The sequence below is a fragment of the Pollutimonas thiosulfatoxidans genome (assembly GCF_004022565.1).
Classification (GTDB): Bacteria; Pseudomonadota; Gammaproteobacteria; order Burkholderiales; family Burkholderiaceae_B; genus Pusillimonas_D; species Pusillimonas_D thiosulfatoxidans.
Genome location: NZ_CP022987.1, coordinates 1,520,136 through 1,535,920, shown reverse-complemented (window position 1 = coordinate 1,535,920; position 15,785 = coordinate 1,520,136). Strand labels below are relative to the sequence as shown.

General features: G+C 58.4%; 15 protein-coding genes and 1 other RNA gene. 9 read left to right on the top strand and 7 right to left on the bottom strand.

Features of this window, described 5'->3' with window-relative positions:
• Positions 1–75 precede the first annotated feature (75 nt).
• The 3 genes from CKA81_RS07345 to ribA all read left to right on the top strand — a co-directional run bounded on the left by CKA81_RS07345 (position 76) and on the right by ribA (position 3,291).
• Positions 76–1,812 (top strand): branched-chain amino acid ABC transporter ATP-binding protein/permease, encoded by a 1,737-nt coding sequence (locus CKA81_RS07345; protein ID WP_128354719.1) that lies wholly within the window; start codon positions 76–78, stop codon positions 1,810–1,812.
• The gene (locus tag CKA81_RS07340) at positions 1,799–2,503 is read left to right on the top strand and encodes an ABC transporter ATP-binding protein (protein ID WP_128354718.1); all 705 of its coding nucleotides are present in this window, start codon (positions 1,799–1,801) and stop codon (positions 2,501–2,503) included. Before CKA81_RS07345 ends, CKA81_RS07340 begins: the two co-directional genes overlap by 14 nt.
• Positions 2,504–2,658: 155 nt before the next feature.
• The gene (gene ribA, locus CKA81_RS07335; protein ID WP_128354717.1) at positions 2,659–3,291 is read left to right on the top strand and encodes a GTP cyclohydrolase II; all 633 of its coding nucleotides are present in this window, start codon (positions 2,659–2,661) and stop codon (positions 3,289–3,291) included.
• 9 nt (positions 3,292–3,300) lie between these two features.
• On the opposite strand, the gene dbpA is transcribed toward ribA, so the two are convergent.
• Both dbpA and CKA81_RS07325 read right to left on the bottom strand, forming a co-directional pair.
• Complete coding sequence (dbpA, locus tag CKA81_RS07330) at positions 3,301–4,689, bottom strand: ATP-dependent RNA helicase DbpA (protein ID WP_128354716.1); 1,389 nt, start codon at positions 4,687–4,689, stop codon at positions 3,301–3,303.
• 82 nt (positions 4,690–4,771) lie between these two features.
• Positions 4,772–5,404, bottom strand: a complete 633-nt coding sequence (locus tag CKA81_RS07325; protein WP_128354715.1) for an FMN-dependent NADH-azoreductase — start codon at positions 5,402–5,404, stop codon at positions 4,772–4,774.
• Positions 5,405–5,515: 111 nt separating this feature from the next.
• Between CKA81_RS07325 and CKA81_RS07320 the strand changes: the two genes are divergently transcribed.
• Positions 5,516–6,427 (top strand): LysR family transcriptional regulator, encoded by a 912-nt coding sequence (locus CKA81_RS07320; protein ID WP_128354714.1) that lies wholly within the window; start codon positions 5,516–5,518, stop codon positions 6,425–6,427.
• Here the strand turns inward: CKA81_RS07320 and CKA81_RS07315 are convergent.
• Positions 6,410–7,981 (bottom strand): glycosyltransferase family 39 protein, encoded by a 1,572-nt coding sequence (locus CKA81_RS07315; protein WP_228255813.1) that lies wholly within the window; start codon positions 7,979–7,981, stop codon positions 6,410–6,412. The genes CKA81_RS07320 and CKA81_RS07315 overlap by 18 nt on opposite strands.
• A gap of 173 nt (positions 7,982–8,154) precedes the next feature.
• On the opposite strand from CKA81_RS07315, the gene nirK reads away from it, so the two are divergent.
• From nirK to CKA81_RS07295, 4 genes are all read left to right on the top strand, one after another.
• Complete coding sequence (gene nirK / locus CKA81_RS07310; protein ID WP_199287569.1) at positions 8,155–9,540, top strand: copper-containing nitrite reductase; 1,386 nt, start codon at positions 8,155–8,157, stop codon at positions 9,538–9,540.
• A gap of 239 nt (positions 9,541–9,779) precedes the next feature.
• The gene (locus CKA81_RS07305; protein WP_128354713.1) at positions 9,780–10,739 is read left to right on the top strand and encodes a TAXI family TRAP transporter solute-binding subunit; all 960 of its coding nucleotides are present in this window, start codon (positions 9,780–9,782) and stop codon (positions 10,737–10,739) included.
• 16 nt (positions 10,740–10,755) lie between these two features.
• On the top strand, positions 10,756–12,783 hold the full coding sequence (locus tag CKA81_RS07300) for a TRAP transporter permease (RefSeq protein ID WP_128354712.1): 2,028 nt from the start codon (positions 10,756–10,758) through the stop codon (positions 12,781–12,783).
• Positions 12,780–13,208 carry a DUF1850 domain-containing protein gene (locus CKA81_RS07295; RefSeq protein ID WP_199287568.1) on the top strand — a complete coding sequence of 143 codons (429 nt, stop codon included), beginning with the start codon at positions 12,780–12,782 and terminating at the stop codon, positions 13,206–13,208. Before CKA81_RS07300 ends, CKA81_RS07295 begins: the two co-directional genes overlap by 4 nt.
• 50 nt (positions 13,209–13,258) lie before the next feature.
• Here the strand turns inward: CKA81_RS07295 and CKA81_RS07290 are convergent, their stop codons facing one another.
• The 3 genes from CKA81_RS07290 to CKA81_RS07275 all read right to left on the bottom strand — a co-directional run bounded on the left by CKA81_RS07290 (position 13,259) and on the right by CKA81_RS07275 (position 14,860).
• Positions 13,259–13,666: an Hsp20/alpha crystallin family protein gene (locus CKA81_RS07290; protein WP_128354711.1), complete on the bottom strand. Its 408-nt coding sequence runs from the start codon at positions 13,664–13,666 to the stop codon at positions 13,259–13,261.
• 14 nt (positions 13,667–13,680) lie between these two features.
• The gene (locus CKA81_RS07285) at positions 13,681–14,124 is read right to left on the bottom strand and encodes an Hsp20/alpha crystallin family protein (protein WP_128354710.1); all 444 of its coding nucleotides are present in this window, start codon (positions 14,122–14,124) and stop codon (positions 13,681–13,683) included.
• Between the two features lie 358 nt (positions 14,125–14,482).
• Positions 14,483–14,860 (bottom strand): pyrimidine dimer DNA glycosylase/endonuclease V, encoded by a 378-nt coding sequence (locus tag CKA81_RS07275; protein WP_128354709.1) that lies wholly within the window; start codon positions 14,858–14,860, stop codon positions 14,483–14,485.
• Positions 14,861–15,039: 179 nt separating this feature from the next.
• On the opposite strand from CKA81_RS07275, the gene CKA81_RS07270 reads away from it, so the two are divergent.
• A complete protein-coding gene (locus tag CKA81_RS07270) occupies positions 15,040–15,249 on the top strand; it encodes a cold-shock protein (RefSeq protein ID WP_128354708.1) in 210 nt (69 codons plus the stop codon).
• 163 nt (positions 15,250–15,412) lie between these two features.
• Here the strand turns inward: CKA81_RS07270 and ssrA are convergent.
• Positions 15,413–15,780, bottom strand: a transfer-messenger RNA (tmRNA) gene (gene ssrA / locus CKA81_RS07265).
• Between the last annotated feature and the right edge of the window lie 5 nt (positions 15,781–15,785).

The following is a 15,785-nucleotide window of genomic DNA, read 5'->3' as shown; positions in this document are numbered from 1 at the left end:
CGTACGCCGGCAACTGGGCGAAATTGTTGTTGGTATCTGTTTGCTGGCTGCCCCTTCGTGTTGCCGCACCTGGGCATGAGCGCCGACCTGCTGACCCGCATACTGATCTGGGGCTTGTTCGGTCTGGGCTTTGACCTGCTGTTCGGCTATACCGGGCTGCTGTCTTTTGGCCAGTCGGCATTCTATGGCACCGGTGGATTCGTTGCCGCTTACCTGTTGACCTCAGGCATCGTGCCGCACATGTTGCTTGCCCTGCTGGTAGGCGTCATCGTTGCGGCCATCGCGGGCCTGGCCATAGGCTACCTCACCTTGCGGCGCACCGGCATCTACTTTGCCATGAGCACACTGGCCTTTGGCGAGATGTTCTACTTCCTGGAAAACTCTTTGTTCAAGGAGTACACAGGCGGCGAGAACGGCATCGCCGGTGTTCCTCCACCCGAAATAGCACTGGGTTTCACGACCATCAATATTTCCAGTGGCTGGCCGATGTATTGGTTTGTTGCGGCATTTTTCTTCATCGGTTTCCTGATTGCGCGCAGGATAGTGCGGTCGCCATTTGGGGCCGTCCTGAAGGCGATACGCGGCAACCCCAAGCGGGCGCTGGCCCTGGGCCATTCCATACAGGGATACAAGCTGACGGTGTTCGTCATCGCCGCCGCCTATGGTGGCCTGGCCGGGGGCCTGCTCGGTGTGTTTCAGTCGTACATGCCACCGGATGCTTTCTCGCTCGATACGTCCGCACAACTGGTTATCCAAACGGTCATGGGCGGAGCGGGTACGCTGCTGGGGCCGCTGTTGGGTGCCACCATCTGGCTGTATCTCTATGACGGGCTGCAGCAAGTGGCAAGCGTGGGCGCGCACTGGAAACTCATCCTGGGCATTGTCTTCGTCATACTGGTCACGGCTTTGCGGCACGGCGTGGCGGGCGGCATACTGGACTACATCAGGCGTCGCAGTCGGACCACCAAGGTCGTCGATCGGGAAGCCAGGACCGAGGCCATTGCGCCACTGGATATCGTCGATCCGATAGCCAGCAATCGTCCTGGCGCACCCGTACTGGAAGCGCGCGGTATCACCAAACAGTATGGCGGGTTGACGGCGGTAAGCGACGTTACCTTCTCGCTCGCGGAAGGCGAGCTGCGGGGCGTGATAGGACCCAATGGCGCCGGTAAGTCGACATTCTTTGCCATGTTGGCGGGCGAACTGGCGACGACATCGGGCCAGGTATTTTTCCGCGGTCAAGAGATCACCGGTATTGGCGTCACGGCGGTCTGCCAATTGGGCATGAGCAAAAGCTATCAGATCAATCAGCTTTTTGAGCGCCTGACCGTTCGGCAGAACGTCATTATTCCGGTGCTGGCCCGCAGCCGCGGCAAGTTCCGCGCCGATATGCTGCGTAATTTGCATTACTCCAGCGCGCTGGACGAGCAGGTGAACGCCGCGATCGAACTGGTGGGCTTGACGCACCAGGCCGATACGGTGGTGTCCGAGCTGCCTTATGGCGAGAAGCGGCGCCTGGAAATTGGTCTGGCCCTGGCTACCGGCGCCAATGTACTGCTGTTCGATGAGCCCTTGGCAGGCCTGGGCCCAGAAGAGCGCGTACACGTAGTGGGATTACTTAAATCGATCCGCAAGGGCCGCAGCATGGTGGTCGTCGAGCACGACATGGATGCCATGTTTGAATTGGCTGAGCGGATTACCGTACTTTATGAAGGCCGCAAGCTGGCGGAAGGCACACCGGACGAGATCCGGCTTGATCCGGCAGTCCAGGCAGCATACCTCGGAGGGATGGACGAGCATGAGTCTGCTTGAGGTCGACAATATCAATAGTTTCTACGGGGATTCCCATATCCTGTTCGACGTGTCTATGCGCGTGGAAGAAAATGAAGTGGTGGCCTTGCTGGGGCGTAACGGCGCCGGCAAGAGCACCACACTCAAATCCCTGATGGGATTGGTGCAGCCTAAAAGCGGCATCATTCGCCATAACGGCGTTGAGGTTCAAAAGCTTCCACCGTACGAACTGGCCAGGCGGGGCATCCAGTTGGTGCCCGAAGAGCGACGTATCTTCGGGCAGATAACCGTGCAGGAAAACCTGCAACTTGCGGCCATGACTGCAGAAAAGGCGCGGACGCTGGAGGAAATCTACGAAACCTTTCCACGCTTGGCTGAGCGCAAGCGCAATCGCGGCAAGCAGTTATCGGGTGGCGAGCAGCAAATGCTTGCGGTTGCCCGCGCGATGATACGCAACGCCAACATCATTCTGCTGGACGAGCCTTTCGAAGGCTTGGCCCCGCTGATCGTGAAGGACTTGATCGAAGTGTGTCGCAAGCTGGCAAAGAGCGGCCATACCATCGTTATTGTCGAGCAGAACGTACGTGCGGCCTTATCGTTGGCCGATCGTTGCTATCTGATCAATAACGGGCACATGGTCTTTGAGGGCACGCCAGCCCAGTTGCACGAAGACAATTCTGTGATTCAGAAGTATCTGGGCGTCAAGGTGTAAGGCTCCAGGCAAGCAGCAAAATGGGCGACCGCGATGGTCGCCCATTTTGTTCAAGCGCCCTCTGTATTCTGCAACAGTCCGTCCTGGCGCAGTTTCGTACGCAAGGCGGCCTACAGAAGTATCATAGCGATGTGCTTTATTCCACAGAGGTTGTTATGCAGTCCAATTCCGCGGCGGCACGCCCGGTCAGTTATAAGCTGGATTACATCGCGTCCAGTAAGCTCCCTACGCCGTGGGCCACCTTCGAGATTCACATCTTCATCGACCGCGCCACCGCCAAAGAGCATCTGATGCTGACGCTGGGCGAGCTGGGCGACGGCGCGCCGGTGCTGGCAAGAGTCCATTCCGAGTGCCTGACCGGCGATGCCTTGTTCAGCCAGCGCTGCGATTGCGGTGCGCAACTCGAGTCCGCCATGCAAATTATTGCTGCAGAAGGGCGGGGGGCGCTGCTTTATCTGCGCCAGGAAGGGCGCGGCATCGGGCTGGTGAACAAGATACGAGCCTATCAGCTGCAGGATGCGGGGGCCGATACCGTAGAGGCCAACGAGCAGCTGGGCTTCCCGGCCGATATGCGGCGCTACGATCTGTGCAAACCTATGCTGGATCGTTTTGGCATTACGGCGCTAAAGCTGATGACCAACAACCCGCGCAAGGTTGCCGCCATGGAAAACCTGGGCATAGAGGTAGCAGAGCGGCTGCCCCTGCAGGTCAACCGCAATGCCTACAACGAAAACTACCTAAGCACCAAGGCCGCCAAATTGGGGCATTGGCTGAAGGAACGCCTGTAGCCGGGCGGGTCAGACCTCGGCCATGAAACGCATCTTGAAGCGCCGTCCTTTAATGTTGCCGCTGCTTAGCTTGTCGTGCGCTTGTCGCGCGATATGGCGCTCCAGGGCAACGAAGCTGACCTGATCCAGGATATTGATTTTCCCGATCTGGGCGGCTTCAAAGCCGGCGTCTTTGGTCAGCGCACCCAGCAGATCTCCCGGTCGCAGCTTGTCTTTTTTGCCGCCCTGTATGCACAGCGTCACCATGGGCGCGCGCAATCGGCCACCAGCTGCCGGCTTGAGGGCGCGCAAGGCGGCCCACTGTATGGGCTGACCCTGGTATTGCTCTATCTGGTTGGCCCAGCGCAACTCGTGGGGCGCACACAGGCTTAGCGCCAAGCCGCTGGCATCGCCGCGGCCCGTGCGTCCTATGCGATGTATGTGAACCTCGGGGTCGGGGGTGATCTCGGCATTGATGACGGCATCGAGCGAGTCGATATCCAGGCCGCGCGCAGCGACGTCAGTTGCAACCAGCACCGAGCAGCTGCGATTGGCAAACTGCACCAGCACGTCTTCACGATCACGCTGCTCCAGGTCGCCGTGCAGCGCCAGGGCGCTAAACCCGCGTGCTTGCAGGAACTGGGCCAGGTCGCGGCACTGGGCTTTGGTATTGCAAAATGCCAGCGTGGAGCCGGGACGGAAGTGCTCGAGCAACTGAGCCACGGCCGCAAGGCGCTTGTCGCCCTCAACCTCATAAAAATACTGCACGATCTGGCCCGCGTCGTGTACCGACTCGACCTTCACCTGGGCTGGCTGCTTCAGAAAACGCGCACTTGCCTTGCGGATGTCGTCGGCATATGTCGCCGAGAACAGCAGTGTTTGTCGTGTAGCGGGGCAGTTGCGAACGATTTTGGCCACGTCATCGAAGAAACCCATGTCCAGCATGCGATCGGCCTCGTCCAGCACCAGGGTGTGGATAGCGCCCAGATCGACGGTCTGCCGGTCTATATGGTCCATGATGCGGCCGGGCGTGCCGACCAGCACATGGGCACCGAACTTAAGCGACTCGACCTGCGGCCGTATCGGCGTGCCGCCGCATAGCGTCAGTATTTTGATGTTGCCCAGTGCGCGTGCCAGCCGGCGCAATTCGTTGGCGACTTGTTCTGCCAATTCGCGCGTTGGGCACAGCACCAGGGCCTGGGTATGGTAGGCGGTCGGTTCCAGCCTGTGAACGATGCCCAAGCCAAAGGCCGCAGTCTTGCCGCTGCCCGTCTTGGCTTGTGCGACGATATCGCGGCCCTCAAGAATAAGCGGCAGGCTGGCTGCCTGTATGGGCGTCATGCTGTGATACTGCATGGCGTCCAGATTATCAAGTACAGGCTGCCCGAGCGGCAGTAGGGAAAAAAGAGGGGAGGTCACAGATAGGCCCGGTGCGCATGTGTGGCACGCCGGACCCGGGATTGGATCGGGGCGCACACGGCTACCCCGATTGTACTGCCTGTCAGGCGACCTGTTGCTCCAGGGCTACCAATGTACGTATGCCTTCGGCCGCCGATTCCAGGGCCTGTGCCCGGCTGTCCGGCCCTAAGTCTGTTCCTTCAGCGCGCACCGTGCGAAAGTCGGTGATGCCGAAGAAACCGAAGACGGTTTTCAGATAGGTTTCCTGATGCTCCATGGCTTGGCCGGCTTCGCTGGTGGAGTAAATGCCGCCCCGGCTAAGTCCGGCGATGACGATCTTGTCTGCTGCCAGGCCAACCACGCCGTTTTCGGTGTATTTGAATGTTCGGCCGGCTTGGGCCAGGCGATCTATCCAGGCCTTCAATTGGCTGGGAATGGAGAAGTTGTAGAGCGGCGCACCGATGACCACGACATCAGCATCCAGGAACTGAGACACCAGCGCTTCGGAAAGGCGATTTTCACGCTGTTGGGATTCGGTCAGCGCCGCGTCGCTGGGCGGCAGACGAAAGCCCATCGCGTCCCGCGAGAAGTGTGTGGGCGTCTGTACCGCCAGATCCAGGTAGTCGACCACGGTATCGGGATGGTCTGCCGTCCACTGCGCGACGATGTCGGCTGTGAGCTTGCGCGAAACGGAGTTGGCGCCATTGATGCTGGAATCGATATGCAGGAGTTTCATGGGTGGTCCTAGGGTTTGTTCGTATGTAGTCATTATGCATTGGCCTGTTTTTATTGATAAGCCGGCGGAAACGCGATAGATTGTTCTATTGATGTACCTAGTAGGTGTCTTATGCAGGATCTGAACGACATGTTGTATTTCGCTGAGGTGGTCAGCCAAGGCAGCTTTGCGGCCGCCGGACGATCCCTGGGCGTACCGAAATCGCGCCTCTCTCGTCGGGTGGCGCGTCTGGAAGAGCATCTGGGTACTCGTTTGCTTCAACGGACGACTCGCAAGTTGTCGTTGACCACTGCCGGGGAAATCTATTATCGACATTGCTCTGCCATGCGCGACGAGGCACAAGCCGCAGACGCTGCCATTGCGCAGGTGCAGTCCGAGCCTCGCGGCATGATACGGGTGGTGTGCCCGGTAACCTTGGCGCAAACTGTCGTGGGTGAGCTCTTGCCCGACTACATCCGCAAGCATCCGCAGGTTCAGATCAATATGCAGGTCAACAATCGTGTGGTCGATCTGGTGGAGGAGGGCGTTGATGTGGCGCTGCGCGTGCGCGCCTCGCTTGCCGACAGCGGCAGTCTGGTCGTCAAGCACTTGGGGTACTCGGAAGCACTACTGGTGGCAAGCCGCGACCTATTGGACGAGTACGGTAGGCCGCAAAACCCCGACGATCTGCTGCGTCTACCAACGATGGCCATGTCGACCACCGATGGACGTACGCCCTGGACCTTGTTCGGACCTCACGGCGCTCAGCAGGTCGTCATGCACACGCCGCGCTTCGTTGCTGACGATCTGCTCACGCTGAAATTGGCGGTGCTGGGCGGCAGCGGCATCGGACTCTTGCCAGACTACCTATGCCGCGACGAACTCGCAGATGGCCGAATGGAGCTGGCCTTGCCGGGCTGGCGGCCACCGCCTGGTATTGTTCACGCGGTTTTTGGATCGCGGCGGGGGCTGACACCCGCGGTGCGCTCCTTCCTGGACTTTCTGGGCGAGCATCTGGGGCCGGCTTCATCTTCCCCGGCATGACTCCGTCGGCGGGATGACCGCCCAGTGCAGGTCTATCATGGGGCTGGACGGCCTAGACCAGGGCAGGGCGGCCAGCCCTTGCCATTGTCCACTCTGATACAGGGCTTGCAACGCCGGGCTGGGATCTCCCTTCGTTTTCCTGCTGTAGACCACCAAGGCGCCGCAGTCCAGGGCGGTCTCTTTGCTTAGCCATGGCGACTCTTCGTAGCGGCCATCAATCAGCACTTGCGCATCGTCATGTGTGTGAATGGCAATATTGCCGCCCAACCAGGTATCGGAAACAATCAAACGCAAGGGTAGCTGCGGCACATGCTTTTGCCAGACGGCGTTCATTTCCTGCGCTATCAGCGCGCCTGGAAACATCGAGCGGGTATCGCGCCCCGTATACCAGGCCAGCGGCCCGCGTCCCACGGCGTAGCCGACGGCCATTAAAACCTGCACCGCAATAACAAGCACAGCGATCCGCCGCAAATTCTCGCGCTCGTCACCGCGCATCTTCCACAAGGCATAGAAGCCAAACAGAATAAAGAAGGTCGTGCCCCAGGAGGCGACCAGGCGCGTACCCATCGCTGCGGACACCAGCACCGTGGACAGGAAAGGTGCCAGGCCTACCCAGATCAGGAAGGAGCGGTCCCAAGGTGACAGCGCCCCGGCATAGCTGGACGGCCGCGTGCCCTTATTCTCGTTCGACCGATCTGTTGTTGGACGGCGACGGTGCCAAAGCGCCCAGCCCATCCATACCACCAGCATTGGCGATATGCGCGCCAACTGGTCCAGGGTAAAGGCCAGTATGTGCCGGTACGCATCGGCGTAGCCGCTGGCAGCCAGGGAACTGTCGGCATAGCGCAGGGGTTGGAATGAATGGATAGCCAACCAATAGATGTGTGGAGCGATGACGACCGCAAAGGCGGCTAGCGCCCACGCGATGCCGCGTAGGTTACGCGTATCGCGCAGGCTGCCCTGGCGCAGCATGAACAGGAAAAACGCCGCGAACTGAATCACGGCGCTGTACTTGGTCAGGACGGCCAAGGCACTGACCGCACCCAGCCACACCCAGGTTGTCGGCTTGCGATAGCGCAGCGCTCGATAGAACAGCCATGTCGCCGCTGCAATCGACCATAGCTGTACGGTGTTGTGGTTGTAGATGGTGCCGCGCAAGGAAAAGTAGATGCATGTGGACGTTATCAACATGACCATGAAGGCCAGGCGCGGCGTGGTGAATTCCCGCCCTAGCAGCCAGATAAACCATAGGGCCAGGGCGGAGAACAACTGCGCACCCAGGAAAGTCAGCCATACGGGGCGCCCAAAAAATTGGGTCAGCCCGTACATGAACCAGGACGGCAAGGGCGGGTGCTTGTAGTAACCCAGTTCCAGGCTGGACGCCCAGACCAGCTCTTCCATGCCGTCCAGGTCTGGCGCCCGGTGACTGACGGCGCACAGGATGGTCCATAGCGCCACCATGCCGGCCAGAAACGCCAGTACACGCCAATTGGACGCGTCGGCAGGGGAAGACATGCTCGAAAAAGGCGGGCAGACGGGAGAACGGCGGTTCATGAAGTGGTCGACCTTGTTGTAGTGCTGAATTTTTATTAGTGCGCTTATTGATCCCGATCAATGAGCTGGCGTGCCAAACAGGGCAAATTGTAGGCATAGAACGTAATGTTGTGCCGAAATTCCCGGCGTCGCTCGTTGCGCCGCGGGAGTATTGAACCTGAAGGGGAAATGGAATGAAAAGGCTGTTGATGTTATTTGCCATGTGTATGACGCTGGCCGGCGGGGCGCCGAGTTTTGCGGCGCAGGGGGCGCCGGCGGGCACGGTCACCTATACGCCGGACATCACCTTTACTTTGCGTACGGCCATTGCCGAGGGCAAGCTGGTGTTCATGGGCGATGCGGGAACGATCGCGGGACAGGTCAACCCCGACCTCAAGGTGCCGGCCAATGCAGTCGTGCAGATCAACGTCATCAACGGCGACGGTGCGATCCACGATATTGCCGTCCCGGAGTTCTCTGCAAAATCAGACACCTTCACAGGCAAGGGCTCGTCCACTGCCATTGTTTTCCGCGCCAATAAGGACGGAACATTCGAGTATCTGTGCACGCTGCCTGGCCACAAGGCGGCTGGCATGTTTGGCAAGCTGATCGTCGGCGAGCCGCAAGAGCAGGTACAAAGCGACGCGCTTGATATTGCCCAGGACCCCACCGCGGTGGGCCAACCGGTTGGCAAGCGTGGACCGCAGAAGGTCACCATCGATCTTGAAACCACTGAAGTGATTGGGCAACTGGCCAGCGGCAGCACCTACAAGTACTGGACCTTCAATAATAAAGTGCCGGGTCCTTTCGTACGCGTACGGGTGGGCGACACTGTTACGGTAAACCTGACCAATGCCAAGGAGGCCTCGCACATCCACTCGGTTGACTTCCACGCGGTGACGGGCCCAGGCGGTGGGGCGGCGGTAACGCAGGCTGCGCCGGGGCAAACCAAAAGCTTCACCTTCAAGGCGCTCCATCCCGGCCTGTTTGTCTACCACTGCGCAACGCCTATGGTGGCACAGCACATTACCAACGGCATGTACGGCATGATCCTGGTCGAGCCCGAAGGCGGCTTGTCGCCCGTGGATCGCGAGTTCTACGTGATGCAGGGCGAGCTCTATACCGCGCAAAAGCACGGCTCGCAGGGGCTGCAGGAATTCTCGCTGGAGAAATTGCTGGACGAGAACCCCGAGCACCTGATGTTCAACGGCACCATGGATGCCTTGTCGGGCAAGCACAAGCTGCAGGCAGTGGTGGGTGAGCAGATCCGCATATTCTTCGGTGTGGGCGGCCCCAACCTGGTGTCCAGTTTCCACGTGATCGGTGAAGTATTCGACCGGGTTTATTCGCACGCTTCGCTGACATCCAAGCCCTTGACCGACGTACAGACCACGCTGGTGCCCCCGGGCGGCGCAACCATGGTGGAGTTCAAGGTAGACGTTCCCGGCAACTACATCCTTGTCGATCATGCCCTGTCGCGTGTCGAGAAGGGGCTGTCCGGCATTCTGTCCGTAAGCGGCAAGCCCGACCCTTCCATCTTTCATTCTGACGAGCCTGTCGATCATTCGTCCGGGCATTAACCATGTGGCCATGGCTGCAACCATGGCCTGATCTTCACATGCATTGCAGAAAGGCGGAGCACAGGCTTCGCCTTTTTTGTCCTGCGGTTAATACCTAGTTACTCCTTGTGTTTGATTTGGGTATATTGCTCCACTTGCCTGAACAAAACGTGGCGGTTGTACTACACGCGTTTTCCAGGGGTTCATGGTGGGCAAGCTTCAATCTTCCTGCCCCTAAATAACTATTCTTGGAGTCAACAATGCGAGCCATCAAATGGATTGCCACGGCAGCGTTAGCCGTGGCCACAGTTGCTGCCGGTCCGGCGGCAGCCCAGAAACAACAATTCGTCAATATTCTCACTGGTGGACAGAGCGGGGTGTATTACCCCTTGGGCGTGGCCTTGTCGCAGGTCTATGCCAAGAGTATTCCGAACGTCAAGGCAACCGCCCAGGTGACTAAGGCGTCTGCCGAGAACATGAACTTGCTGCAGGCTGGTCGCGGCGAGCTTGCGCTGGCTCTGGCGGACACCGTTTCCGACGCTTGGAAGGGTTCCGAAGCTGCGGGTTTCCCCAAGAAGCTCGACAAATTGCGCGGCTTGTCGGCCACATACAATAATTATGTGCAGATCGTGGCTAACGCAGATTCTGGCATACGCAGCCTGGCCGATCTGAAAGGCAAGCGTATTTCGGTTGGCGCAGCGCGCTCCGGTACTGAGCTGAACGCTCGCGCAGTGTTCAAGGCTGCCGGCATCACGTACGACGATCTGGCCAAGGTGGAATACCTGCCGTTTGGCGAATCGGTTGAACTGATGAAGAACCGCCAGCTTGATGCCACGCTGCAGTCCGCCGGCCTGGGTGTGTCATCGATTCGTGATCTCGCAACCTCAGTAGATATCGTTGTTATACCGGTACCGGCTGACGTCATCGAGAAGATCGGCGATGCTGCCTACCAGCCATCGAAGATCCCGGCCAATACTTACGAAGGTCAAAGCGAAGACATTCCCACTGCCGCCATACCCAACTTCCTCGTTACACATTCGGATGTACCGGAAGAACTGGCCTACCAGATGACCAAGGCGCTGTACGATAACCTTGATACGCTATACGCCGCCCACAATGCGGCCAAGGCAATCAAACTGGAGAACGCCGTCAAAGGCATGCCGGTTCCCCTCCATCCTGGCGCAGAGCGTTATTACCGCGAAGCCGGCATTGTTAAATAATTGCGATAGTATTTAGATGAACTCAAGCCCCGAGCACGTTACTCCGGCCTTGCCGCGAGTTGTTTTCTGGATCGCCGTGGCCTTCTCGGCTTTCCAGGTTTATACGGCAGCTTTCAGTCCGTTATCCAGTCAGGTGGTACGAGCCATACACGTAGGTTTCGTGTTGTTAATGGTTTTCGCACTGATGCCTGGCTTCAAAGGAAGATCCGGACGGTATGTAAGCTGGGCGCTTGGGGTGCTTGGGTTCACTTTCAGCTTTTATCACTGGATTTTCGAAGCCGATCTTACCCAGCGTGCGGGCCAGATGACCGATACCGATATGGTCATAGGCATAGTCACGCTGGTTTTGGTCTTCGAGGCTGCGCGCCGCGTAATGGGATGGGCCTTGCCGATTATTTGCGGCCTGTTCCTGCTGTATGGGCTCTTCGGCGAGTATTTGCCGGGCTTGCTGGCACATCGTGGCTATGGTTTCGATCAAATCATCAGCACCATGAGTTTCGGCACCGAAGGCATCTACGGAACGCCGACTTACGTCTCCTCCACTTATATCTTTCTGTTCATCCTGTTTGGCGCCTTCCTGGAGCAGGCAGGAATGATCACTCTGTTCACTGATTTCGCGATGGGTACGGTCGGCCATACCCGTGGCGGACCGGCAAAGGTTTCCGTCATCAGTTCCGGCCTGATGGGGACGATCAATGGTTCCGGTGTGGCCAATGTGGTGACAACGGGGCAGTTCACGATTCCATTGATGAAGCGCTTTGGTTATTCGCCGGCCTTCGCGGGGGGCGTTGAAGCCACATCCAGCATGGGCGGGCAGATCATGCCCCCGGTCATGGGTGCCGTGGCCTTTATTATGGCCGAGACGCTTAACATTCCGTACATAGAAGTGTGCAAGGCTGCCATTATTCCAGCGTTGCTTTACTTCGTTACGGCCTTCTGGACAGTCCATCTCGAGGCGGGTCGCCTTGGCTTGCACGGCCTTCCCAAAGACCAGTGCCCCAATCCCTGGGCGGCCATGCGCTTGCACTGGTATTTGTTGCTGCCACTGATCGGGCTGGTGGCCTTGTTGTTTTCGGGTTATACGCCGCTGTTCTCAGGTACGGTAGGTCTGGGGCTGACCGTTATATTGATATTTGGTGCTGCGGCCATGTCCGGTGTGGGCAGTTTGGCCCTGCGTTATTTATTCTGGATTCTTCTGGCCTTCGCATGTGCCGGATTCGTCGAGTACGGCGTTATTACTTTCTTCGCGATTACGGCGGTCCTGATCGCCACGCTAAGAATCTTGCGCAAGGGACAGGCCTCGCTGCGCCTGGCCATGCAGGCGCTGGCTGACGGTGCCCGCCATGCGCTGCCTGTGGCGATTGCCTGCGCACTGGTGGGCGTCATTATCGGGATCATCAACCTCACTGGTGTGGCAGCCGAGTTTGGCGGCCATATCATTGCTCTGGGCGAAAAAAGCCTGTTCCTGGCCCTTTTCCTCACGATGATCACCTGCCTGATACTGGGCATGGGCATCCCGACCATTCCCAACTACATCATCACCAGTTCCTTGGCCGCGCCGGTGCTGTTGCAACTGGATGTGCCGCTGATTATTTCGCACATGTTTGTTTTTTACTTTGGGATCATGGCCGACCTGACGCCGCCGGTCGCTCTTGCAGCCTTCGCTGCAGCGCCCATTGCGCGCGAAGACGGTCTGAAGATAAGCATACAGGCGCTGCGCGTGGCCATTGCCGGCTTTGTGGTGCCGTACATGGCCGTGTATTCGCCTGCATTGATGTTGCAGGGCGGCAGTTTCATGGACGTGATCTACATCGTGCTCAAGGCGCTGCTTGCCATTGGGCTATGGGGCGCCGGCGCGACCGGGTTCCTGATTGGTCCAATGAACTGGTTCGGGCGTCTGTTGGCTATCACGGCGGCTGGGCTGCTGGTAGCCGCTGCGCCTATCACGGACCAGTTGGGCTTTGGCTTGTGTATCGTGTTTGTGCTGTGGCACTGGTGGCGCGTGCGGTCGGACGAGCACCGTAAGGCAAGTCTATCGTCATGACCTTGGCTGGGTCAGTGTTGGGCGTGTGCATGGTGCTGGCTGCCGCGCCCGACGTGGCGCCAAGGTTCGTGCCGGTGCGCGATTTCACACTGGCCTGGACGCATTCCATCGAGAAGCTGCGCTGGGAAGAAGACTACGTTGTCATGCCCCCACGTACCGGCGGCGGCAAGCCCGTGTTGGTGGCAGGCAAAGCACGTATAAGGGGTTCCGGGGCTGGCATGGAGCCCCCGCCCGACGCGACTTTCAAAGGCGGCTGGTACGAATATCAACCACAAAGGCAATTGCCCGACCAGTTGCGCCTGACCCGCTCGGCTTACACCGCTGATTACGAATGGTGCGAGAACGGGTCATGCAAACCCTTGTCGGCCATCATGCCCACGGATGGCGGCGTCACGCTACTCTATCCGTGCCGCAAGGCAAACTAGCCGACAAAGAAAAGCAGCCGGTTGCCCGGCTGCTACTTCCAAGTGACCGGTCAGCCCGCCTGTATTTCGATACGGCGGGGCCGGGCCTCTTCGAGCCGCGGTATTCTCAAGCGCAACACGCCATCTTCCAGATTGGCGTCGATCTGCGATACATCCAGATCCACGCCTAGCGTGAAGCTGCGACTGAAGCGCGACTCTGGACGCTCGACGTAATGCACTTGCAAGTTGCCGGGCGTGGGTACCACTGCCTGTCCCTCTATGCGCAGGTTGTGATCGTGAACTTCGATATTGACCTGATCCCTCGAAACACCGGGCAAATCCATCCATAGCGTGATGCCGTGGCTGTTCTCTTCTATATCGACTGGCGGCGTGCGTGTCAGCGGCTGGGTTGCGCTGTCGTCTTGCCGACGCGCCACTTCGCTCTGGTTTCGCCCTGCAGTCCTGGTAATGTCGTTCATCGTATCCTCCGTAGTTACTGAACCGTGATGGCGCGGGGCTTGGACGCTTCCGCCTTGCCCACGCTGATGGTCAGGCATCCATTCACGTAACGGGCGCTGACTTTGTCGGGGTCGGCGGCGGCCGGCAGTTCAATAATGCGTCGAAATGCTCCCGTAAAGCGCTCCTGCCTGTAGCGGCGACTCTCGTCACCTTCGTCTTTACCAAAGGCGGGTGCCCGCTCGCCGCTGATCGTCAGGACACCCTTATCGATAGATACGTTCAGTTGGTCCGCTTGTACGCCGGGAACGAATGCGACGATCTCGACGGTATCATCGGTGCTCCCGACGTTCAGTTGAGGAAAGGCACCATAGCGGTCGGACCGCACGCTATAGGGAAACCCGCCGAACAGCGATGCCACTTGCTGATGCAAGCGATCAAACTCGCTTAACAGATCGCTTTGGAAGTAGGAATTGCTCATTTTATGGCCTCCGTAAGAGCGGCCAGACGCAAGCGCTTGCCGGGCGTTTGCGCAACCGCATGAAAACAGGAAAACGTACGAATGCCGCTTTCTTAGTCTGTGATATAGGTGCTGGCTCAGCAGTTTTCAAGAGGCAGGCGCGGCAGTTTTTGTCGCACTTTGCACATAGCTTCTGCACCGGGCACGGGTCCATGCTGGGTTAGCGGCGGGTCACGACAATTTCAAGATACTCGCCGGGCACCACCATGCCGGAGTCCCCCGAACGATTCAGCCGCTCTATCAACACCAGCAGGTCGGCAGTCAGGGCAGCCTGCGCCGAAGCCTTATTCCGCCGGGCGGCTCAGCGTAATGGCCTGGGCTAGTCCTGGTTTTTCCTGCCGCGCTCTTGTATCCGTTGGCGGTTAAGGGCGAGGGCTTCCGGCGTTGGCTGCCAATCACCCCAGTATTCAGCCGGGATGGACGGAAAGTCGTCGCGCTGTATGCCAGCGTATGAAGGCTTGTAGCCGCGGCGCTTCATCTCTTCAATCAATTCGGCATGTCGCCGCGCGAGGTATCCCAGCCGCGTGTAAAAGAAAAGCAGGTGGCCTTTACCCAAGGTATACGCCGTAGTCTGTATAAAGCCGCCGCGCGCTGACGCTTTCTGCGCCAAGGCAAACACCCGCGGCAATTCGCGGTACTCGGCCACCAAATGGGGGCCGCTGAGCTCCTGAACAGGTATGCAATTTATGCGAGTCATGCTGGTGGTGGCAGTAAGACGCCAAGAGGGACACGGCACATTATCGCTCTTGCTGCCTTGGCGGCTTGGCCCGCCGCGTAGCAACGCAAAGGTATCATGTGGTAACACTGCTGGCTTTATAGGGCATAGATGCCCATAGTGGCGGTGGGGATATATTTCCCTTCTACTTAGGATTTACATTGAAAACAGAAATTGGCATCGTGAAGTGGTTCAACAACGACAAAGGGTTTGGCTTTATCATGCCCGAATCCGGCGGCAAGGATCTCTTTGCGCATTACAGCGAAATTCAAGGCTCCGGCCATAAAAGCCTCGAAGAGAACCAACGCGTTTCCTTCGTCGCATCCGAAGGCCAAAAAGGCCCACAAGCTTCGAACATACAGATAATCTAAACGCTCCACCCGCTTTAATTGGCGGGTAGATAGAGTGTTTGGATGAGGCCAAATCCTTTAGGGGGTTTGGCCTTTTTGTTGTGTGGCGTTGCCCCGGCAAGCTATACGAGAGATCAGGAAAAGAAAAAGCCTCCCGGCTTGGAGGCCGGGAGGCTGAATATACTGGTGGAGTCGGCGGGAATTGAACCCGCGTCCGCAAGCCCTCTACAGGCAGTTCTACATGCTTATTCGGTTAATTTTAATTTTTTAACCTTGGAGCGTGCCAACCGACAGGCCCTTCCTTGGCGATTCACGTCAATTTAAGATCAGGCCGAGTGACCCAGCAAGATCCGATTCTTTGTAAATGACGCTGCTGTAGGTTTTACCCTACCTAACCCAAAGACAAATTAGTGCAGCGGCTTACCGCACTAGGCGGCTAAAGCGAAACGCTCGTCGTTGGCGTTTGTGTTTTTTCCAGTGGATTTACGAGCTTACTGGTGCTCGGCATGCCCTACACTGCGTCGCGACCCACGTCGAAGCCGGATCGACCCCAGTGC